The sequence below is a fragment of the Kouleothrix sp. 19917 genome (assembly GCF_057073505.1).
This window is the reverse complement of sequence record NZ_CP097099.1, coordinates 5,716,257-5,737,832: the sequence shown is the minus strand read 5'-3', so window position 1 is coordinate 5,737,832 and position 21,576 is coordinate 5,716,257. Positions and strand designations below refer to the sequence as shown.

The window sequence follows — 21,576 nt, the reverse complement described above, 5'->3', positions numbered from 1 at the left end:
GGACACGATGCGCGCCATTGTAGCACGCCTTTCGCCCTCACCCCCGGCCCCCTTCGGCTACGCTCAGGACAGGCCTCTTCCACAAGGGGCGAGGGGAGTAGGGTATTGCGCTACCTGTTCCGCCTCGCCCGGCCTGGGAGAGGGGGGCTAGGGGGTGAGGGAAAACACCAGGGGGCTTCCACACCATACCGAGGGGCATATATATCACACCAGGGGGCTTGCACACCATACCGAGGGAAATACCCGGCATGTCAGGGGAAATAATGAGCAGACGCAGGGGAACATATGCAAGAATGGGGGCAATATATGCAAGAAGCGTCTGTTCCACCAGCCCCTGCTTATTTCACTTATTCCCCGCAGATTCAGCTTGCGCGGCACGCCCCATGCTATACTGATGCCGCAAGCAAGGGATCGAGCCAGATCACATGTCAGGCAGCCGTGCTTTCTGATGCCCAAATTCTTTCTCCTGACTTCCAGGGGGGTTCTGTGGATACAGACCGATCATCCTACGACGCAATTATTGTTGGCGCGGGGCCAAATGGCCTGGCCGCCGCGATCACGCTGGCGCGTGCCGGCCGCTCGGTGCTGGTGCTCGAAGCCGCCTCGACCGTGGGCGGCGGCACGCGCTCGGGCGAACTGACGCTGCCCGGCTTCACGCACGACATCTGCTCGGCGGTGCATCCGCTGGGCGTCGGCTCGTCGTTTTTCCGCAGCCTGCCGCTGCACGAATACGGCCTGGAATGGATCTACTCGCCCGCGCCGCTGGCCCACCCGCTCGACGACGGCGACGCGATTCTGTTCGACCGCAGCGTGGGCGCGACGGGCGCGGCCCTCGGCGCAGACGCCGACGCCTACTGGCGGCTGGTCGCGCCGGTGGTGCGGCGCTGGGAGCGGATTGCCGACGGCGCGCTGGCCCCGCTGCGCTGGCCGCGCTACCCCTTCAGCATGGCCAGCTTTGGGCTGCGCGGGCTGTGGCCGGCGCGCATGCTTGCCGAAACGTGCTTCCGGGGCGAACGAGCGCGGGCCTTGTTTGCAGGAATGGCCGCGCACGCTATTCTGCCGCTTGAGCGTATGCCCAGCGCCGCCGTCGGGCTGGTGCTGATCGCGCTTGGTCATCGCTTCGGCTGGCCCATTCCCCGTGGCGGGTCGCAATCGCTGGCCAATGCGCTCGCCGCCTACCTGCGCAGCCTCGGCGGCGAGATCCGCACCGACGAGCGCGTCGATTCGCTGGCGCAGCTGCCGCCCGCCCGCTCCATCCTGCTCGACATCACGCCGCGCCAGCTCTTGCGCATCGCCGGGGAGCAGCTGCCCGCTGGCTACCGGCGGGCGCTCGGGCGCTACCGCTACGGCCCGGGCGTGTTCAAGCTCGATTGGGCGCTGGATGGGCCGATTCCCTGGCGCGACCCGGCCTGCGCGCAAGCCGCCACCGTGCACCTCGGCGGCACCCTGGCCGAGATCGCCGCATCGGAGCGGGCCGTGTGGGGCAGCGCGCCCGCCGAGCGGCCGTTTGTGCTGCTGGCACAGCCCAGCCTGTTCGACCCATCGCGCGCGCCGGCTGGCAAGCACACTGCCTGGGCCTACTGCCACGTCCCCCACGGCTCCACCCACGACATGACCGCGCGCATCGAGGCGCAGATCGAGCGTTTCGCGCCCGGTTTCCGCGACCGCATTCTTGAGCGGAGTGTGCTCAGCCCGGCCGCGATGGAGATGTATAACGCGAACTACATTGGCGGCGACATCAACGGCGGCGTGCAAGACCTCGGGCAGCTCTTTACGCGGCCAACATGGAGCCTGACACCCTACCGCACTGCGGCGCGCGGCATCTATCTCTGCTCGTCGGCCACGCCCCCGGGCGGCGGCGTGCACGGCCTGTGCGGCTACTTCGCGGCGCAAACCGCCCTCCGCGACGACCCGTAGCGCGGGGACGACCGAAAGAATTCACCACAGGGACACAGAGGCACGGAGGTTTTGGGGTTCGGTTAGAAGGTTTGCAGGTTGCAGGTTAGAAGGTTACAGGTTCCACTATAAGGTTTGCAGGTTGCAGGTTAGAAGGTTACAGGTTCCACATTTGCACGGTGATGGCTCCTGCTTACTGCCAACTGCCCACTGCCAACTGCCCACTGCCAACTGCCCACTGCCAACTGCCCACTGCCAACTGGTCGGTTCTCGGTTCTGCCAACAACAAAGGACGAACGACCAATCATGCTTTGGCCCTTCGTCCTCGGTCTTTCGTCCCCGGCCTAGCTCGCCACTGCGTCGGCCGGTTCTTGCACCACATTGCTGGCGGCCTGGCGCATCGCCCCGCACGACTCGCGCACCACAAGCTCGCCATACACCAGGCTCTTTACCGGCAGCTCGGGCTCGCCCGCGATCAGGCGGTGCAGCTTCTGCATCGCCAGCACGCCCATATCCGCCCGCGCAATGTGGTAGCTGGTGAGCGGCGGGCGGGTGTGCGCGCTTTCGGCCACATCGTCGATGCTGGCGACCGCCATGTCGTCGGGGATGCGCAGCCCCGCCTCGCGAATAGCCTCCAGCGCGCCAAATGCCGTCTTGTCGCTGATCGCGACCACGGCGGTGGGGCGGTGGGCCAGCTTCAGCAGCTCGCGCATCTGGGCATAGCCGCGCTGGAACAGTGTGCCAGTCGGCAGGGGCATCCATTCTGGCACAATTGGCGCCTGCGCCTCGGCCATTGCGGCCAGGAAGCCGCGCCCGCGATCCACCAGGCTGCTGTATTTGTCGAGCCCGCGCAGCAGCGCAATATCGCGGTGGCCCTGCGCCAGCAGGTGGCGGGTGACGGTATAGCCAGCGGTGAAGTTATCGCCGATCACGCAGGGCAGGTGCTGGCCCTGCACATAGCTCTCGATCAGCACCAGAGGCAGCTGCGCACTCTGCGCCTGCTCGACCATTGCCGACGTAATGTCGCCGTCGTTCGCGATTACAAAGCCCTGGACATCGCTCGCCAGGCTGCTGTACATCCGGTCGAAGCGCTCTTCGCCGCGATCAAACATATGCAGCACCACCTGGTAGCCCAGGCGCTGCGCCTCGGTCTGGAAGCCGCGAATAACCTCGCCATAGAAAATATCGAGGATGGCGGGCATCGACCCGCGCTCGATCAGCAGGCCCACCGCCGGCGCGCGCCCGTCGTCCTGCGGCTCGGCCACCACATAGCCAAGCTGGGCAATCGCTTCCCACACGCGCTCGCGCGTTTCGTCGGCAACGCCGGGTTTGTTGCGCACAACCAGCGAAACCGCCGAGACTGACACATTCGCCAGCTCGGCTACATCGCGCATGCTTGCTTTGCGCTTTCTCATTCGCCACCTTCAGACTGCTGAAGTGTGCCTGCCCTCCCACAGGGCCAGGCGCTGCGCCGTGACACGAAGCGGTCCGCAATCGAGCAGCGCAGGAAACCGCACAGAAACGGAGGTACTGTGTGAAAGAACATGCATAGCCAGGCGGCAACCACCCCTGGCAGCATCTGCAGTTCAATGACGTATGCGCTACGACATGCGTTTCTCGGTTGCTCAATCATAGCTCGATTACACTAAATGTCAAGTAGAAATTTATGTACTGTTTAGCCATCTGCGAGGAACTATGCAACTAGACAGCACTGCACAAACCGCAAATTGGCATTAGAATGCCTGATATTGCGTTGAACAACCTTCTAGACAATTATAGTAAAATTATACTTGACAAAATCATTGGGCTCTGCTAGAATCATTTTTGTTATCAGCAACCACTTCATCTGATTTTACTCGTGCTTGCACCTGCGCCACTATACGCGCACAGGTGTCTATACTTGCCGCATAACGCGGCACGGGTCTCGTTTGCCCGGCGGCATGTGCCCGACGTCACCGAGGGGGCAGAGCAATGATTGCTCGTCACCAGTCGAACCAGCGATCTGATCTGCAATGGTGGCTGGCTTGCCCGCCGGCCCCGATGCTGAAGCACTATTCCCTCCCAGCGCTCGTATTTTCTTGCGTTTTCGCGCGTGCCCATTCGGCAGGCGGGCGTTGCCCTGCCGTGGGCTGCTGCGCACAGCGGCCAGCAACACACCTGTAAGGAAGCAGAGCATGCCAGAGTTTCCCGGCGTTGTTTTCGAACCGCACGCTCAGCGGCGCATGCAGCGTGGCGTCAACCAGATCGTCGACGTTGTGCGCCCGACGCTGGGGCCGTGCCCGCGCATTGTCGCGGTTGAAAATACCTTCCGTGCCAAAACACCCGAGCTGCTCGACAGCGCGGGCCTGATCAGCCGCCGCATCATTCAGCTGGCCGATCGCGGGGCCGACATGGGCGCGATGCTGCTGCGCAATGTGCTGTGGCGCGTGCAGGAAGCCGCTGGCGATGGCACGGCCACGGCGGCGGTGCTGTTTCAGGCAGTGTACAGCCGCGGCCTGACGTATGTGGCGGCCGGCGGCAACCCGCTGATGCTGCGCCGCCACCTCGAGCGCGGCCTGGCGCTGCTGCTGCAAGAGCTAGACCGGCAAACCCGGCCCGTCGCCGGCGCGGCGCAGCTCGCCCACCTGGCCGAGTCGCTCTGCTTCGACCAGGAGCTGGCGCGCATGCTGGGCGAAATTTTCGATATTGTGGGCGAGCACGGCTTGGTCGATGTGCGCCTGGGCCACGGGCGCGCGCTTGAGCGCCAGTATATCGAAGGCAGCTACTGGGCTGGCGGCCTGCTTTCGCCCCACCTCGTCGCCGATCAGGGGCGCTACCGCACCGAGCTGACCGAGCCAGTAATTCTGCTCACCGACCTTGAGATTGACGACGCCCGCCAGCTGATGCCCTTGTTCGATCTTGTGTTCGAGCAGCACTACCCGGCGGTGCTGGTGGTTGCCAACAAGCTTTCCGACCAGGCGGTTGCAATGCTGCTTGGCGCGGCGCGCGCGCACAAGAACCTGCAGGTGGCAGCGGTGCAAACGCCCGGCACTGGCACGGCCGAGCAGGCCATGGCGCTGGAAGAACTGGCCTTGCTCACTGGCGGCCGCCCGCTCATCCAGGCGGCTGGCGACACCTTGCGCACCCTGCGCGCCGACGACCTCGGGCACGCGCGCCGCGCCTGGGCCGATCGCTCGTACCTGGGCATTATTGGCGGGAAAGGCGACCCGCGCGCCATTCAGCGCCAGATCAGCAAGCTGCGCGCGGCCTTCGACGCCACCGAGGAAGACGCCAAGCGCACCGCCCTCCAAAAGCGCATTGGCAAGCTCCAGAACGGCGCGGCGGCGGTGATCATTGGCGGCAGCACCGAGAGCGAGATCACCGCGCGGCAGGAAAATGCCCGCAAGACGGCCAGCCTCGTGCGCGCCGCCATGCGCGGCGGGGTGCTGCCCGGCGGCGGCGTGGCGCTGCTGGCCTGCCGCGAGCTGCTGCGCCAGCGTATTGCCGCCAGCTCCGACACCGACGAGCGCGCGGCCTTCCGCATCCTTCTGCACGCGATTGCCGAGCCGCTGCGCACCATCGCCGCCAACGCCGGGCACGATGCCTCGGCTGTGCAGGCGCTGGTCGAGCGCGCCGCGCCCGGCCAGGGCTTCGATGCACGCAGCGGCGAGCTGGCCGACATGGCGGCGGCGGGCATCCTCGACGTGGCCGAAGTCCAGAAGATCGCGCTGCGCTCGGCCATTTCGGGCGCGGCAACGATGCTGACCGTGGACGCCGTGGTGCATACGCGCACGCCCGTCGCGTCGACCCACCCATAAGGAAGCGCTATGACGACTGAAACCGCAACCGATACCGTCAACGCCCTGGCATGCTCGCCCGAGTTTGCGCGCGACGGCCTGTGCTTCGCGGCCTGCAACTCGGGGCTGCGCCGCTCGGACGATGGCGGCGCAAGCTGGCAGGATGCCTACGCCACACTGGCGCTGGCCGCCCCGCTCGGGGCAACTTCTGTGGCGCTTTCGCCTGCCTTTGGCCGCGACCGCACCGTGTTTGCGGGCGCGAGCGGCGGCGTGCTGCGCTCGGGCGATGGCGGCGCAACCTGGCAAATTATTACCCTGCCCGAACCGGCCCCGCTGGTGATGGCGCTGGCGGTTTCGCCCAATTTTGCCAGCGACGGGCTGGTGTTCGCCGGCACCATGGAAGATGGCGTGTTTCGCTCGGGCGATGGCGGGCGCACCTGGGCGGCCTGGAACTTCGGCCTGACCGACCCGTGCGTGCTGGCGCTGGCGGTTTCGCCCACCTTTGCCAGCGACCAGACGCTGTTTGCCGGCACCAGCAGTGGCGTGTTTCGCAGCACCAACACCGGGCGCAGCTGGCGCGCGCTTGAGCTGCCATGCGGCTTTGCCGACGTGCTGAGCCTGGCGCTGGCCGATGGCGCGCTGCTGGTGGGAACCGAAAGCGCGGGGCTGTTTCGCTCGGACGATATGGGGCAGCGCTGGCAGGTGCCTGGCGCGGGCGCGCTCGACGGCGCGATCAACGCAATTGTGCCGCTCGGGCAGGGCACGGGCGAAATCCTGGTGCTGCTGAACGACACGCCGCTTGTTTCGCGCGATGGCGATGCGAGCTGGCAAGCCTGGCCCGCCGCGCCGCGCGCGGGCGTGAGCGCCCTGGCTGTGCCCGGGGAAGGCGCAGCGCTGCTGGCGGGCATGCTGGCCGGCGACGTGGTGCGCTGCTAGCGCGCATCACCGCGAGGGACTATGGCAGGAACATTTGGCCGCGCATTCCACGGCCTGCGCGAGTGGTTTGGCGGGTGGCGCCTGCTCCTGCTGGTGCTTGTCGCTGCCGTGATTGCGGGCGGGCTGTTCTGGGAGCGCTGGCGCCACCCGCCGCTGCCGGAAGGCGCGCAGCAGATCAACACAACGCTGATTGTCGATATTCGGCAAACGACCTACCGCATCGCCAGCGCGCCCAAGGCCATTCGCGCCTTCTACCGGCAGGCGCTGCCGGGGCGGGGCTGGAGCTACTGTGGCACGCAGGCCACAGCGGGCTGCACCAACCTGCCGAAGCTGATCGACCGGCCGGCCGAAGCAATTGATGTGTACCGGCAGAGCGGCGACGCCGGCAATGGCCCAACGATCGAAATCTGGCCGATCGACCCTGGCAACGGCCAGGCCTTCGTGACAGTGTTTGAAACGCGAAGCAAATAGCGCGCACCCTGTACCCTCTGAGAAAGGAGGTGTGCCTGTAATCACGATCAGCGATCACTTCAGTCGGTTCAAACAAGCTTCGCAGATGTCCCGCTCACGACGTTGAGGCAGTTTCTACCCGGTTTGGTAGAGTAATCAGCACAGAGGAGTTCTGCACATGGAAAATGAAAACGAGCGACGCCTGGTTAGCCGTCGCAAGTTTCTGGCCGTAGCCGCAGCCGGCTTCGGCACGCTGGCGCTGGCCGCCTGTGGCGGCAGCGCTACACCCGATGCCGCCGCCCCGACTGCCGGTGGGGCCGCCCCCGCGCCGGCCGCCACCGCCGCTGGCGAGGCACCTGCCGCCGCCACTGCCCCCGCAGCCGAGGCCGCTACCGCCGCCCCCGACGCAAATGCGCTGCCCACCGAGGTTCCCACCCCCACGCCGCTCGTGCTCGGCACCGGCGGCCAGAAGGTCACGATCTGGCACGGCCTGGCCGGCGCCGACGGCGCGACCTTCGTGCAGATGCTGGGCACCTACTCGGCATCCAAGCCCGACATCACCCTTAGCTCCGAGCTGTTCAGCGACTGGGGCGTGTTCTACCAGAAGCTGCCGACGGCCACCGCAGCGGGCACCCCGCCGGACGTGGGCATTATGCACAGCTGGGCGATCAAGCAGTTCGCCGACCAGGGCATTCTGCAGGATGCCGATACGCTGTTCTTCAGCGGCGGCGTCGTGCCGAAGGACGACTTCAACCCCACGCTGATCGAGGCGATCACCGTCGATGGCAAAACCCAGGCCGTGCCGTTCGACAACCACGGCTGGCTGAACTGGGTCAACACCAAAGTCATCAAGGACGCTGGCCTCGACCCGGCCAACCTGCCAAAGAACGGCGATGAGTTCATCCCCTGGGCCAAGAAGATCGTGGTCGACGATGCCGGCAAGCACCCCGACGAGGACGGCTTCAACCCCGACCGCGTCAAGGTGTGGGCGACGCACAGCTCGTGGCAGCGCTTCACGATGGTTTCGACCATCTGGCAGTTTGGCGGCGGCCTGTTCACCGACGACGGCAAGACCTCGCTGGTGAACGATCCCAAGACGATCGCGGCGGTTCAGTACTGGACCGACCTGATCTTCAAGCACCACGTTGCGCCGCCGGCCGTGCCCGGTATCGCCAGCCCGCCCGACCTGTTCAAGAGCAACTCGATTGCGCTGATGTGGGACGGCACCTGGAGCCTGAACTTCTTCAAGGACAACCCCGACGCCCAGGCTGTGGTGCAGCCGTCGTACATCAACTCGCTCGCGCCGGATGGCAAGCAGGCAGTGCGCTTCGACTCGCACATGCTGGTGGTGCCGAACGGCGTGGCCGACCCGAACCTGGCCGCTGGCAAGGATCTGGTCAAGTGGCTCTCGGACAATGGCGAGACCTGGGCTACCTCGGGCCAGGTTCCCGCGCGCCTCTCGGTGCAGAAGAGCCCGAAGGTGCAGGAGATCCCGTCTGGCAAGGCTGCCGCCGCGCAGTTCCTCGAAATCGGCCGGCCGGGCCAGTCGCACAAGGCCATCAACGAGATCGTGACGGCGTACGAGGCCGGCTTCAGCGCCGCGCTGGCGGGCACCACCCCGCCCGATCAGGCGATGAACGAAGCCCACACTGCCGTGCAGGCGATCCTCGATCGCGGCTAAGCCGGAGTTTGCGACGGGTGCGGGGCGCAACTGCCCCGCACCCCCCCAATGAAAGGAGTGGAGATGGCCACCACAACCTCTGCGGGGCGGGAAGCGACCGCTACGCAGGACCGGGCAAAGCGGGCGCGCCTGCTTCGCAAACAGCTGCCGAACTACCTGTTTATTCTGCCGCACCTGATTTTCTTCTGCGTCTTTCTGCTGTGGCCGATCGTTTTCGGCTTGCGTATGAGCCTGTACGATTGGAAGATCATGGCCAAGACGCAAACCTGGGTCGGCTTTGCAAACTACAGCCGCCTGATGAGCGACCCGCTGTGGTGGAAAACGCTGACTAACACCTTCTACTTCGCGGCGCTGACCATGGCCCTCAATATCGCGGTGTCGCTCGCCGCCGCCGTGGCCGTTAAGCAGCGCATTTTCGGCAGCCACTTCTTCCGCACCGTCTACTACGTTCCCGTCATCCTCTCGGTGTCGGCAATGGCGCTGGTGATGCAGCGCGTGTTCGATCCGACGCGCGGCCTGCTGAACTACTACATCACCGACCTGTTTCACGGCCCGCGCATTGTGTGGCTGGGCGACGCGAAAATCGTTATCCCGGCGATCTCGATTGCCACCGTGTGGTGGACGTTCGGCGCGCCAATGCTGACCTTCCTGGCCGGCTTGCAGGGCATCCCCGAATCGCTGTACGAAGCCGCCAAGATCGACGGCGCAAACAACCGCCAGACCTTCTGGCACATCACGCTGCCGCTGCTGCGCCCAACCATGCTGTTTGTTGGCGTGACGCAGTTCCTGGCGCAGATGCAGGTCTTTGGCCAGCCGCTGATCATGACAGGCGGCGGGCCGGGCCACGAATCGCGCACGGTGCTGGTCTACCTGTTCCAGACCGCATGGTCGTTCTTCCGTATGGGCTATGCGTCGGCGATGGCGGTGGTGCTGGCGATTATCATGATGGCGATCACGCTGCTGCAGTTCCGGCTGCTGCGCAACCAAGCTGAGTATTAGGAGGCCGCCGATGGCTGCTACAGCTCGTTCGTTCCGACCGGCAGCGGGGCGCTTCTCGCCTGGCCGAATTGTGCTTTACGCCGCGCTGATCCTCGGCGCTGCCGCCACGCTCATGCCGATCGCGTATATGTTCTCGCAGGCGTTCACGCCCGAGTCGCAGACGATGCGCTGGCCGATCCGCTGGATCCCCGAAACGCCAACGATTGCCAACTTCCAGCGTATCTTTTCCGACCCGACGCTGCCAGTGTTTCGCTGGCTGCTGAACAGCATTTTTGTCGCCACCTCCGTGACGGCGCTGGTGCTGTTCGTCTGCTCGCTCACGGCCTACGCCTATGCGCGTCTGCAGTTCCCCGGCCGCGACATCATCTTCTTCCTGCTGCTGATTAGCCTGATGGTGCCGGGCGCGGTGACGTTCATCCCGAACTTCATCCTGATGCGCAACCTGGGCTGGCTGAACAACTACAACGGCTTGATCTGGCTGCATGGCGCGAATGTGTTTGGTGTGTTTCTGCTGCGCCAGCACTTCCAGACAATCCCGAAAGAGCTTGAGGAAGCCGCGATTGTCGACGGTGCCGGGCGCTTCCGCCTGTACTGGCAGATCTGCCTGCCGCTGGTGTCGTCGGCTATGGTCGCGCTGGCGATCTTTACCTTCCTGGGCAACTGGAACGACCTGTTCTGGCCGCTGGTGATTTTGAGCGATCGCAATACGCTGACGCTGCCGGTGGGCCTGCAGGTGCTGGGCGGTGGCAACTATGTGCAGCGCGGCGTGACAATGGCCGCCGCAGCGCTGGCTTCCACCCCGCCGCTGATTCTGTACATTATTTTCCAGCGCCGGATTATCGCCGGCATTACGCTGACCGGTATGGGCGGGCGCTAAAGCCCCCGAAAAGTGAAGATGCGCTGAGCGCACAGTGTGGCGGCACGACCGCATGGTTTTGTGCGCCCTGAATTTGCCAGCTTTGTTTGTAAACCTAACGCTATAAGGAATACTGCCGTGGAAACCATGCTTACGGTTCGCGCCGACGCGCCAATTGGCACGATTTCGCCGCGCCTGTACGGCCATTTCGCCGAGCACCTGGGCCGCTGCTGCTACGATGGCCTGTGGATTGGCAACCAGAACACGTCCATCCCGCACACTAATGGCTTCCGCAGCGATGTGCTCGCGGCACTGAAGGCGCTGCCGGTGCCGATGCTGCGCTGGCCGGGCGGCTGCTACGCCGACCACTACCACTGGCGCGATGGCATTGGCCCGGCGGAAGAGCGCGCGATTCGCCTGGGCATGTCGTGCGGGCTGCAGGTGGAAGACGACAACAGCCTGGGCACGCACGAGTTTCTGTGGCTGTGCGAGCAGCTTGGCGCCGAGCCCTACCTGGCCGGGAATGTTGGCACTGGCACGCCGCAGGAGCTGTGCGACTGGATGGAATACTGCAACTCGGCGGTGCGCACCAAGCTGGCCCGCGAGCGCGCCGCCAACGGTCATGCCGCGCCATATGGCGTGAAGCTGTGGGGCGTGGGCAACGAGAACTGGGGCTGCGGCGGCAACTACGAGGCGGCGACCTACGCCCGCGAGTATGTGCGCTACGCAACCATGCTGCGCCACGTCGATCCTTCTGCCGAGCTGGTGGTGTGCGGCCAGGAAGATGAGTGGAACGCCATCCTGCTCGAAACGATTGGCAAGCATCTCGGCCTGGTCGATCACCTGTCGATCCATCGCTACTGGATCAATGGCGGGCCAGAAAGCAACTTCAGCGCCGACGAGTATTACGGGCTGCTGGCCGAGGCCGACGAGACCGAAGACTTCATTACGCGCACCGCCGCGATTGCGAACGACGCTACTGGCGGCAAACGCCAGATCGGGCTGGCGCTGGATGAGTGGGGCGTGTGGCACCCCGAGGCGCGCCCGTGGGGGCCGCGCGGCAGCGCCACTAGCCGCGACCCGGTGACGTATGAGCAGGCCAACACCCTGCGCGACGCACTGGCGGCTGGCGCGGCGCTGGAGGCTTTCCATCGCCAGTGCAAGGTGCTGACACTCGCCAACCTCGCCCAGATCGTGAATGTGCTGCAGTCGGTGGTGAACACCGAAGGCGCGCGCATGTGGCTCACGCCCACCTACCATGTCCTGCGCATGCACGCGCCGCACCTTGGCGCAACCGCGCTGCCGGTGGAGGCAACGCGCGGCGGGAGCCTGCCGAACGGTCGCCCGGCCGTGACCGGCACGGCTTCGCAGGGGGCCGAGGGCTACGCCGTGACGGTGATGAACCGCCACCACGAGCAGGCTGCCACGGTGCGCATCGCCGGGATTGCACGCGGTGCCGAGGCCAGCGCAACCCTGCTGGCGGGCGCGAGCGCCAGCGCCGCCAACACCGCCGACGCGCCCGATGCGGTTGCGCCCGCCAGCCTGGCCGTTTCGCACGACGGTGACAGCCTGCTGGTTGAGCTGCCAGCCCACTCGCTCGCGACCATTGTGCTGCGCTGATGCGACACTTCGCCCGCCATCTTCGCTGGTTTGCGCTGGCCTGGCTGCTTGCCGGCTGCGCCAGCGCGCCAGCCAGCCCGCAGCCCACGGCTGCCCCGGCCAGCGCGCCAACCAACGCCCCGGCCAGCGCGCCGGCCACGTTCTTCAACCCGCTGAACCAGGCCAATGGCGCCGACCCGTGGCTGCAATACTACGACGGCAACTACTACCTCACCGCCACGCAGGTTGGCGACATCCGCATGTGGAAATCGCCAACGCTGGCCGGGCTGGCCACTGCCGCGCCAGCGGTCGTATGGTCGGATGACGAGCCGACGCGCTGCTGCAATATGTGGGCGCCCGAGTTCCACCTGCTCGACGGCCCGAACGGCAAGCACTGGTACCTGTATTACACCGCCGGCAGCGACGGCACGCTCGACAAACAGCACACCCACGTGCTCGAAAGCGCCGGCACCGATCCGCTCGGCCCTTACACCTACAAGGCGCAGATTTTCGACCCGAGCAACAACGGCTGGGCGATCGACGGCAGCATCCTGAGTATGCCGGACAACAAGCTCTACTTTCTGTTTTCGTCGTGGGTTGGCGACAACCAGAACATGTTTATCGCGCCCATGAGCGACCCGTGGACGATCAGCGGCGCGCGCGTGCTGCTTTCGACGCCGACTTACCCGTGGGAGCGCGCCACCGGCAATGTGAATGAAGGCCCCGAGGTGCTGCAGCACGGCAGCGACACCTTTATCATCTACTCGGCCAGCGCGTGCTGGGGGCCGGATTACAAGCTCGGCCTGCTGCGCTACGCCGGCGGCGATGTGCTGGACGCGAAATCGTGGCAGAAGCAGGACAAGCCCGTGTTCGAGCGCAATGACAAAGACAACGTCTACGCGCCCGGCCACAACGGCTTCTTCACCTCGCCCGATGGGAAAGAAAACTGGATCGTCTACCACGCCAACTCCTTGCCGGCCGACGGCTGCGGCAACCTGCGCACCACCCGCGTACAGCCCTTCACATGGAATGCCGACGGCACGCCCAACTTCGGCACCCCACTCCCACTCGACGCGCCGATCCCGGTGCCGTCGGGCGAGCAGGCCGCCGCGCCGGCAGCTAGCTCCACGGCCTACGCGCTGGTTGGGCGCGATGGCGGGCAGTGCCTGGCCGCGCAGGGTGGCGAGCTTGCGCTGGCCGCATGCGACAACGGCGCGGGCCAGCAGTGGAATATCACCTACCTGGGCAACGGCTACTCCAACATCACCAGCCCTGGCGGCGGCGCGCTCACCGTCGGCGGCGACGACCGGGCCGAAGGGGCAGCGATCGAGCTGGGCGCGTGGACGCACGCAAACAACCAGCAGTGGAAAATTTCCAACACCGAAAAAGGCTGGTCGCGCATCGACGCGCGGGTGAGTGGCCGCGCACTCGCCACCTGCGACGGGCTGAAACAGCTCACGTTCAAGGCTGGCACCGCCTGCCAGCAGTTTCGCCTGCAACCGCTTGGCGCGCTCGCCATCGCCAATGTGAATAGCGGCAAACCGCTGGCGAAAGCGCAGGGCGACGACAGCATTGTTCAGTCGGGCAAGGCCGGCACGCCCGCCGCGGCCTGGCAGTGGGAACATCAGGCCGACGGCTACTACCACGTCGTGCAGGAGGGCGGCTGCCTGACGCGCGCCGCTTCCAGCGCGGGCCTTACCCGCCAAACGTGCGGCAGCGACGCCACGCAGCTCTGGCGCTTCGATATGCTCAACGACGGCACGATCCGACTGGTTGCCAGCGACACCGGCAAGGTCATCGACATCGCAAACTGCCTGTCGGCCAATGGCACGCGCGCGCAGCAGTGGATTTGGCTGAACAACTTCTGCCAGCGCTTCCGCCTGCTGCCGGGTTAAAGTTCGCAGGTTGCAGGTTGTCAGGTTGTCAGGTTGCAGGTTGTCAGGTTGCAGGTTGCGGGTTGCAGGTTGCGGGTTGCGGGTTGCAGGCTCAATCCCAAAACCCCAAACCCTCAGGCGATTCTCGGTCTGGGCGTATTGCATACGCCCTTGGTCTGGGCGTATTGCATACGCCCTTCGTTTCAAGACTCAAAACTTCTATAGCACGAGGTGAAACATGACCCAGGGTTCTTCTTCTGCGCGCATCACGCTTGACAACGAGCGCGTGGTTGGCGCGATCTCGCCCTTCCTGTTTGGCGGCTTTGCCGAGCACATGGGCCGCTGCGTCTATGGCGGCATGTACGACCCCGAGTCGCCCCAGGCCGACGAGCAGGGCTTTCGCCGCGACGTGCAGGCGGCGCTGCGCGAAATGGGCATCAGCATTCTGCGCTACCCCGGCGGCAATATGCTCAGCGGCTACGACTGGCGCGACGGTGTTGGGCCGAAAGATCAGCGCCCGCGCCGCCGCGAGCTGGCCTGGCAGTCGATTGAGACCAACCAGTTCGGCACGAACGAGTTCATCGAATACTGCCGCGCCACCGGCATCGAGCCGATGCTGGGCGTGAACATGGGCACCGGCACGATTGCCGACGCGGCCGCGCTGGTGGAATACTGCAACGCCCCGGCCGGAACTAAATACGCCGACATGCGCGTGGCGCACGGCTACAAAGAGCCGCACAACGTCAAGTACTGGTGCGTCGGCAACGAGATGGACGGCCCCTGGCAGATCGGCCACCTTTCCGCCGAGGAATATGCGCGCAAGGCCCGCGAAGCCGCCAAAATGATGCGCTGGCAGGATCCCAGCCTGAAGCTGGTGCTGTGCGGTTCTTCCAACACCACCATGCCGACTTACCCCGAGTGGGATCGCGTGGTGCTTGAACACTGCTGGAACCAGGTTGACTACCTTGCGCTGCACTACTACGCCATCAACGACACGAACGACACCGCCAGCTACCTCGCCCAGGCCGCGCAGTTCGAATCGCATCTCGACACGCTGGGCGGCCTGCTGCGCTACGTGAAGGCCAAGCTGCGCTCGAACCATGATGTCAAGCTTTCGTGGGATGAGTGGAATGTCTGGTACAAAGACCGCTCGGGCCGCGGCAACTGGCAGGTTGCGCCGCCGCTGAGCGAAGAGGTGTACAACCTCGAAGACGCGCTGGTGGTTGCGCAGTGGATGAGCGTGTTCCTGCGCCGCTGCGACATCCTTGAGATCGCCTGCCTCGCCCAGATCGTCAACACGATTTCGCCGCTGACGACCACGCGCGACGGCTTGCTGAAGCAGACCACCTACTACCCGTTTGTGCTGTTCGGCCAGCACGCCTCGGGCGTCGCGCTTCAGCCGCTCACCAGCGCGCCCGAGTACGACACGCCGCAGTTTGGCGCAATGTCGCTGCTCGACGTTTCGGCCAGCTACGACGCCGACAATGATCGCGGCGCAGTGTTTATTGTCAATCGCAGCCAGACCGAATCGATCACGACCGACGTGGCGTGGACCGGCGCGGCCCCCGGCAGCGTCACAGGCGTCTATCAGCTCGCCGGCACCGACATCAAGGCGGTGAACACCTTCGAGCAGCCCGACACAATCGTCACCAAGGAGCTGGCGACCGTGCCGGTGGATAATGGCAAAATCAGCCTGACCCTGCCGCCGCTCTCGTTCACGGTGGTGGCAACGGCTGGCTACAGCAGCAAGGGGTAGCGCGTGCAACCGCGCCAAGCCATCTTCATAACCCTGCTCACATTCGGGCTGGCCGCGTGCGCCAGCGTAGCAGGTCTGCCGGGCGGCAGCGGCCCCACCGCCGTTCCCGCCCCGGCCGACGTGCGTGGCGACACCCGCGCGCATGATCCCTGTCTGATCCACGCGGGTGACGCCTATTATGTGTTTTCCACCGGCGACGAAAAAGGCATCGGCGGCGGCAGCATCCAGATCCGCCGCTCGAAGGACATGGCCGAGTGGGAGCTGCTTGGCACCGTGTTCGAGCGCACCCCCGAGTGGGTCGCGCGCGAGCTGGGCGGCTGGCCACCCAACCTGTGGGCGCCCGACATCGCGCTCGTCAACGGCACCTTCTACCTCTACTACGTCGGCTCGACTTTTGGCTCGAACAACTCCGTGATCGGCCTGGCCACCAACACCACGCTCGACCCGGCCAGCCCCGATTACAAGTGGGTCGATCATGGCATGGTGCTGCGCTCGTTCAGCAACAACGACTGGAACGCGATTGATCCCAGCCTGGTGAGCGACGCCGATGGCGGAATGTGGATGGTGTTTGGCTCGTACTGGAGCGGCATCAAGCTGCGGAAGATCGACGCGGCCACCGGCATGCTCGACAAAACCGACACGCAGCTCTACTCGCTGGCCTCGCGTGGCGGCGGCGCCGTCGAAGCGCCCTCGATTGTCGAGCGCAAGGGCTATTACTACCTGTTTGTGTCGTTCGATTTCTGCTGCCGGGGCGCGGCCAGCAACTACAATATTCGCGTTGGGCGGGCGGAAAAGATCACCGGGCCGTACGTCGACAAAGACGGCACGCAGATGCTGGGCGGCGGCGGCACCAAGATCCTGGGCAACTACGCGCTGCTGCGCGGCCCGGGCGGGCAAACCGTGCGCCACGAAGACAGCGCCGACACCTACCGCATGATCTACCACACCTACGACATCCAGAATTTCGGCCTGCCCAAGCTCCAGATTCGCGATTTGCAATGGGATGATCAGGGCTGGCCGGTGGTGCCAAATATTCCGCAAAAATAAGCGCGGGCGCGTTGCACTGGTGGCGGGCATGTCGATCTATAATCTGCGCATCCAGCCAGCGCATCGTTTTTCAACATCAGAACCTTGCGGTGGGGGTTCGGGGGCGGCTCGCCGCCCCCGAAAATCTCCTTTCAGGCGGCTCTCGGCCACAGCCGTGGCCAAGAGCCGCCTGAAAGAAAGATTCTTGGAGGGCTGACGCCCTCCAAACCTCCCGCTTGGCGATGATCACATATGTTCTTTCAAAGCAAACTGTAAACGTTTTTTGCTGCACGGAGCTGACCATGAATCAAAATGACACACGGCAGGCCATCGAGGGCGGCCAGACGGTTCTTGGTATTGAGTTCGGCTCAACGCGCATCAAGGCCATGCTGCTGGGCGCGGGCCACGCGCCAATCGCGTCGGGCAGCTACGAGTGGGAAAACCGCTACGAAAACGGCGTGTGGACCTACCACATCGACGAGGTGTGGGCGGGCTTGCAGGCCAGCTACCGCGAGCTTGCTGGCGATGTGCAGGCGCAATATGGCGTGCCGCTGCGCACCGTCGGCGCAATCGGCTTCAGCGGCATGATGCACGGCTACCTGCCCTTCGACGCGGCTGGCGAGCTGCTTGCGCCGTTTCGCACCTGGCGCAACACCACCACCGGCCAGGCCGCCGAGCAGCTCACCGAGCTGTTCCAGTTCAACATCCCGCAGCGCTGGAGCATCGCCCACCTCGATCAGGCGATTCTCAACGGCGAGGCGCACGTCAGCGACATCGCCCACCTCACCACGCTGGCCGGCTATGTCCACTGGAAGCTGACCGGCGAGAAGGTCATGGGCATTGGCGAGGCGTCGGGCATGTTCCCGATCGACAGCACCACCAACGACTACGATCAGGCGCGGCTGGCGCAGTTCAATGCGCGCCTGAAGGATGCCGGGGTCGCGTGGCAGTTAGGCGACATTCTGCCGAAAGTGCTGGTGGCTGGCGAGGCGGCTGGCACGCTCACCGCCGAAGGCGCGCGCCTGATCGACCCGAGCGGCGGCTTGCAGGCCGGCATCCCGTTCTGCCCACCCGAGGGCGACGCCGGCACTGGCATGGTCGCCACCAACAGCGTGGGCGAGCGCACCGGCAACGTGTCGGCCGGCACTTCGGTCTTCGCCATGATCGTGCTGGAAAAAGCGCTCTCGCAGCTCTACCCCGAGATCGACATGGTCACGACCCCGGCTGGCAAGCCCGTCGCAATGGTGCACAGCAACAACTGCACATCTGATCTGAACGCCTGGGTCGATCTGTTTCACGAGTTTACGCAGGCGCTGGGCGTGGAAATCAGCGAGTCGAAGCTTTTCGAAATGCTCTACCAGCGGGCGCTGGCCGGCGAGGCCGACGGCGGCGGGCTGCTGGCCTACAACTACATCTCGGGCGAGCACCTGACGCACATGGAAGCGGGCCGCCCGCTGTTCGTGCGCACGCCCGAAAGTCGCTTCACGCTGGCGAACTTTATGCGCACGCACTTGTTTGCCGCGCTTGGCGCGCTCAAGATCGGCCTCGACATTCTGTTCGAGCGCGAAAACGTGCGTATCGACCAGATCCTCGGCCACGGCGGCTTCTTCAAGACGCGCGAGGTCGGCCAGAAGATGATGGCGGCGGCGATGAACGTGCCGGTTTCGGTGATGGAAACTGCCGGCGAGGGCGGAGCGTGGGGCATGGCGCTGCTGGCCGCCTATATGCTGCGCAAGGAGGCTGGCGAGCCGCTGGCGAGCTACCTGTCCGAGAAGGTCTTTGCCGGCGAGCAGGGCACCACCGTCGCGCCCGACCCCGCCGACGTGGCGGGCTTCGCGGCGTTCATGGAGCGCTACAGGCAGGGCTTGCCAATTGAGCGCGCTGCTGTTGATTCGCTGAAATAAACGTAACCACGAAGACACGAAGGCACGAAGGTTAGAAAGGTTTCGGAAACCACGAAGGCACGAAGACACGAAGTTTCGAGCGGTTTCGGAAACTACGAAAGTACAAAATACCGATATCTATTCCGTAGAGCGGCATAACGACTTCTTTCCCCTGCTGTGTGGTATTTTCCGCGCGTAGCGCGGAAAATACCACACAATAAGACGAAAATACCTTGCTGCCGCAGGCAAAAAGGAATAACTATGCTGGAAGCACTCAAAGAGCAGCTCCACAAGCTGCACCTCGAACTCCCGAAAAACGGTCTGGTGACCTGGACGGGCGGCAACGTCAGCGCGCGCGACCCCGAGACCGGGCTGGTGGTCATCAAGCCCAGCGGCGTGATGTACGACGACCTGCGCCCCGAAGATCATGTCGTGCTCGACCTGGAGGGCGATGTGGTTGAAGGCACGCTCTCGCCGTCCTCCGACACCGCCAGCCACCTGTACATCTACCGCCACCGCCCCGACGTCAACGGCATTGTGCACACGCACTCGCCCTACGCCACCGCCTTCGCCGCGCTCAATCGGCCCATCCCGGTCTACCTCACCGCTATCGCCGACGAGTTTGGCGGGCCGATCCCCTGCGCTGGTTTTGCGCTGATCGGCGGCGAGGAGATCGGCCAGCAGGTGATCGAGCACATCGGCAACTCGCCGGCGGTGCTGCTGAAAAACCACGGCGTGTTCACCGTTGGCAAGTCGGCTAAGGCCGCCGTCAAGGCCGCCGTAATGACCGAAGACGTGGCGCGCACGGTCTGGTATGCGCTGCAGCTCGGCACGCCCGACGAAATCGCGCCCGACGATGTGAAGAAGCTGCACGACCGCTATACAAACGTGTACGGGCAGCGCTGAGCCACGAAGGGCGTATAGCAATACGCCCAGACCGCTGAGCCACGAAGGGCGTATAGCAATACGCCCAGACCGCTGAGCCACATGAGGGTTTAGGGTCTGGGGTTTTGGGATTGAGCCTACAACCCACAACATAGTAACCTGACAACCTCTGCGCCCTCTGCGTCTCTGTGGTGATTTGAAATAAGGATGGTTTCAATGAAAATCGACCTGTCGCAATACGAGGTCTGGTTTGTCACTGGCAGCCAGCACCTGTACGGCCCCGAAACGCTTGAGCAAGTGGCCGAGCACTCGCGCGCGATTGCCGCCGCCCTGGGCGAGGCCAGCGCCATCCCGGTTGGCGTGGTGTTCAAACCGGTGGTGAAAACGCCCGACGAAATCTACCAGCTGGTGCTGGAGGCCAACGCCACCAAGAATTGCGTGGGCATTGTTGCCTGGATGCACACCTTCTCGCCCGCCAAGATGTGGATCGCCGGCCTGCGCGCCCTGCAGAAGCCGCTGGCGCACCTGCACACCCAGTTCAACCAGGACATCCCGTGGTCGTCGATCGACATGGACTTCATGAACCTGAACCAGTCGGCGCACGGCGACCGCGAGTTTGGCTTTATTGGCAGCCGCATGCGCCTGGACCGCAAGGTGATCGTCGGCCACTGGCAAGACCCCGAGGTACAGGCTAGCCTGGGCGCGTGGTCGCGCGCCGCGTGCGCCTGGGCCGATGCGCAGGGCGCGCGTTTTGCCCGCTTTGGCGACAACATGCGCGAAGTGGCCGTCACCGAGGGCGACAAGGTCAACGCGCAGATGCGGCTGGGCTATAGCGTGAACGGCTACGGTGTGGGCGATCTGGTGAAGGTGCTGAACGAGGTTGCCGACTCGGATGTCGACACGCTGATCGAAGAGTATGGCGACCAGTACGAGGTAGTCGAGGCGCTGCGCCCCGGCGGCGCGCAAGCGCAATCGCTGCGCGAAGGCGCCCGGATCGAGCTGGCCATCCGCCGCTTCCTCGAACAAGGCGGCTTCAAAGGCTTCACTACCACCTTCGAGGACCTGCACGGCCTGGTGCAATTGCCCGGCCTCGGCCCGCAGCGCCTGATGGCCGACGGCTATGGCTTCGCGGGCGAAGGCGACTGGAAGACATCCGCGCTGGTGCGCGCCATGAAGGTCATGGCCGCCGGGCTGCCCAAGGGCACCTCGTTCATGGAAGATTACACCTACCACCTCAGCCCGAGCGGGCAAAAAGTGCTTGGCGCGCACATGCTCGAGATCTGCCCGACGATTGCGAGCGGCAAGCCGCGCATCGAAGTTCACCCGCTTGGCATCGGCGGCAAGGCCGACCCGGTGCGCCTGGTGTTCGACGCGAAAACCGGCCCGGCGATCAACGTTTCGGTGATGGAAATGGGCAACCGCCTGCGCATGGTCGTCAACGCCGTCGACGCAGTGCCAACCGACGAGCCGCTGCCGAAACTGCCGGTGGCGCGCGCGCTGTGGCTGCCCCAGCCCGACCTGAAGACTGCCGCCGCCGCCTGGATCTACGCGGGTGGCGCGCACCACACCGGCTACAGCTACGACCTCACCGCCGAGCATATGGCCGATTTTGCCGAGATGGCCGGCATGGAATACCTGCTGATCGACAACAGCACCACGGTGGCGGGCTTCAAGAAAGAACTGCGCTGGAACGACCTGTACTACCACCTGGCGAAAGGCATTTAGCACGTCTGGAGCGCAGGGGTTAGGGAGTTCGGGGTCGGCTTGCCGCCCCGAGCTTTCTTTTTGTGTTGCTGCGCTCGGCATGGCCAAGCGCAGCAACACAAGAATCAAAAGAGCTTGCTATACTCAACCCAACACTTTCCACACCGCGTCTTAACAATTCCCACAAAGCGACCGTGTATTCTTGCACTATCACAGACAGCCGCATCGCAGATACTTGCCAGCTACTGAACGCTG

Annotated in this window: 15 protein-coding genes; 14 read left to right on the top strand and 1 reads right to left on the bottom strand. The window is 64.7% G+C overall.

What is annotated here, in order from left to right; genetic code table 11:
• Positions 1-486: 486 nt before the first annotated feature.
• Positions 487-1,917, top strand: a complete 1,431-nt coding sequence (locus M1P90_RS23155) for a phytoene desaturase family protein (protein WP_483697819.1) — start codon at positions 487-489, stop codon at positions 1,915-1,917.
• 323 nt (positions 1,918-2,240) lie between these two features.
• On the opposite strand, the gene M1P90_RS23150 is transcribed toward M1P90_RS23155, so the two are convergent.
• Positions 2,241-3,311: a LacI family DNA-binding transcriptional regulator gene (locus M1P90_RS23150; RefSeq protein WP_483697818.1), complete on the bottom strand. Its 1,071-nt coding sequence runs from the start codon at positions 3,309-3,311 to the stop codon at positions 2,241-2,243.
• 759 nt (positions 3,312-4,070) lie between these two features.
• Between M1P90_RS23150 and groEL the strand changes: the two genes are divergently transcribed.
• From groEL to araA, 13 genes are all read left to right on the top strand, one after another.
• Positions 4,071-5,693 (top strand): chaperonin GroEL, encoded by a 1,623-nt coding sequence (groEL, locus tag M1P90_RS23145; protein WP_483697817.1) that lies wholly within the window; start codon positions 4,071-4,073, stop codon positions 5,691-5,693.
• Positions 5,694-5,702: 9 nt separating this feature from the next.
• Positions 5,703-6,608 carry a hypothetical protein gene (locus tag M1P90_RS23140; RefSeq protein ID WP_483697816.1) on the top strand — a complete coding sequence of 302 codons (906 nt, stop codon included), beginning with the start codon at positions 5,703-5,705 and terminating at the stop codon, positions 6,606-6,608.
• Between the two features lie 21 nt (positions 6,609-6,629).
• Complete coding sequence (locus tag M1P90_RS23135) at positions 6,630-7,079, top strand: hypothetical protein (protein WP_483697815.1); 450 nt, start codon at positions 6,630-6,632, stop codon at positions 7,077-7,079.
• A 157-nt stretch (positions 7,080-7,236) separates the two neighbouring features.
• Entirely contained in the window at positions 7,237-8,739 is a 1,503-nt protein-coding gene (locus M1P90_RS23130; protein ID WP_483697814.1) for an extracellular solute-binding protein, read from the top strand.
• A 63-nt stretch (positions 8,740-8,802) separates the two neighbouring features.
• Entirely contained in the window at positions 8,803-9,738 is a 936-nt protein-coding gene (locus tag M1P90_RS23125; protein WP_483697813.1) for a carbohydrate ABC transporter permease, read from the top strand.
• Between the two features lie 10 nt (positions 9,739-9,748).
• Positions 9,749-10,615 carry a carbohydrate ABC transporter permease gene (locus M1P90_RS23120; RefSeq protein ID WP_483697811.1) on the top strand — a complete coding sequence of 289 codons (867 nt, stop codon included), beginning with the start codon at positions 9,749-9,751 and terminating at the stop codon, positions 10,613-10,615.
• Between the two features lie 126 nt (positions 10,616-10,741).
• Positions 10,742-12,214: an alpha-N-arabinofuranosidase gene (locus M1P90_RS23115; protein ID WP_483704682.1), complete on the top strand. Its 1,473-nt coding sequence runs from the start codon at positions 10,742-10,744 to the stop codon at positions 12,212-12,214.
• A complete protein-coding gene (locus tag M1P90_RS23110) occupies positions 12,214-14,088 on the top strand; it encodes a family 43 glycosylhydrolase (RefSeq protein ID WP_483697810.1) in 1,875 nt (624 codons plus the stop codon). Before M1P90_RS23115 ends, M1P90_RS23110 begins: the two co-directional genes overlap by 1 nt.
• A gap of 217 nt (positions 14,089-14,305) precedes the next feature.
• A complete protein-coding gene (arfA, locus tag M1P90_RS23105) occupies positions 14,306-15,823 on the top strand; it encodes an arabinosylfuranosidase ArfA (RefSeq protein WP_483697809.1) in 1,518 nt (505 codons plus the stop codon).
• A 3-nt stretch (positions 15,824-15,826) separates the two neighbouring features.
• Positions 15,827-16,870 (top strand): arabinan endo-1,5-alpha-L-arabinosidase, encoded by a 1,044-nt coding sequence (locus M1P90_RS23100; protein WP_483697808.1) that lies wholly within the window; start codon positions 15,827-15,829, stop codon positions 16,868-16,870.
• 281 nt (positions 16,871-17,151) lie between these two features.
• Positions 17,152-18,753, top strand: a complete 1,602-nt coding sequence (locus tag M1P90_RS23095) for a xylulokinase (RefSeq protein ID WP_483697807.1) — start codon at positions 17,152-17,154, stop codon at positions 18,751-18,753.
• A gap of 240 nt (positions 18,754-18,993) precedes the next feature.
• Entirely contained in the window at positions 18,994-19,638 is a 645-nt protein-coding gene (locus M1P90_RS23090; RefSeq protein ID WP_483697805.1) for an L-ribulose-5-phosphate 4-epimerase, read from the top strand.
• A 195-nt stretch (positions 19,639-19,833) separates the two neighbouring features.
• Complete coding sequence (araA, locus tag M1P90_RS23085) at positions 19,834-21,342, top strand: L-arabinose isomerase (RefSeq protein WP_483697804.1); 1,509 nt, start codon at positions 19,834-19,836, stop codon at positions 21,340-21,342.
• Positions 21,343-21,576: the final 234 nt, after the last annotated feature.

What these genes read in the sequence shown, in the direction of transcription:
- M1P90_RS23150 (WP_483697818.1), bottom strand. Translation starts at nt 3,311, where the DNA reads ATGAGAAAGCGCAAAGCAAGCATGCGCGATGTAGCCGAGCTGGCGAAT.
- groEL (WP_483697817.1), top strand. Translation starts at nt 4,071, where the DNA reads ATGCCAGAGTTTCCCGGCGTTGTTTTCGAACCGCACGCTCAGCGGCGC.
- M1P90_RS23140 (WP_483697816.1), top strand. Translation starts at nt 5,703, where the DNA reads ATGACGACTGAAACCGCAACCGATACCGTCAACGCCCTGGCATGCTCG.
- M1P90_RS23135 (WP_483697815.1), top strand. Translation starts at nt 6,630, where the DNA reads ATGGCAGGAACATTTGGCCGCGCATTCCACGGCCTGCGCGAGTGGTTT.
- M1P90_RS23130 (WP_483697814.1), top strand. Translation starts at nt 7,237, where the DNA reads ATGGAAAATGAAAACGAGCGACGCCTGGTTAGCCGTCGCAAGTTTCTG.
- M1P90_RS23125 (WP_483697813.1), top strand. Translation starts at nt 8,803, where the DNA reads ATGGCCACCACAACCTCTGCGGGGCGGGAAGCGACCGCTACGCAGGAC.
- M1P90_RS23120 (WP_483697811.1), top strand. Translation starts at nt 9,749, where the DNA reads ATGGCTGCTACAGCTCGTTCGTTCCGACCGGCAGCGGGGCGCTTCTCG.
- M1P90_RS23115 (WP_483704682.1), top strand. Translation starts at nt 10,742, where the DNA reads ATGCTTACGGTTCGCGCCGACGCGCCAATTGGCACGATTTCGCCGCGC.
- M1P90_RS23110 (WP_483697810.1), top strand. Translation starts at nt 12,214, where the DNA reads ATGCGACACTTCGCCCGCCATCTTCGCTGGTTTGCGCTGGCCTGGCTG.
- arfA (WP_483697809.1), top strand. Translation starts at nt 14,306, where the DNA reads ATGACCCAGGGTTCTTCTTCTGCGCGCATCACGCTTGACAACGAGCGC.
- M1P90_RS23095 (WP_483697807.1), top strand. Translation starts at nt 17,152, where the DNA reads ATGAATCAAAATGACACACGGCAGGCCATCGAGGGCGGCCAGACGGTT.
- M1P90_RS23090 (WP_483697805.1), top strand. Translation starts at nt 18,994, where the DNA reads ATGCTGGAAGCACTCAAAGAGCAGCTCCACAAGCTGCACCTCGAACTC.
- araA (WP_483697804.1), top strand. Translation starts at nt 19,834, where the DNA reads ATGAAAATCGACCTGTCGCAATACGAGGTCTGGTTTGTCACTGGCAGC.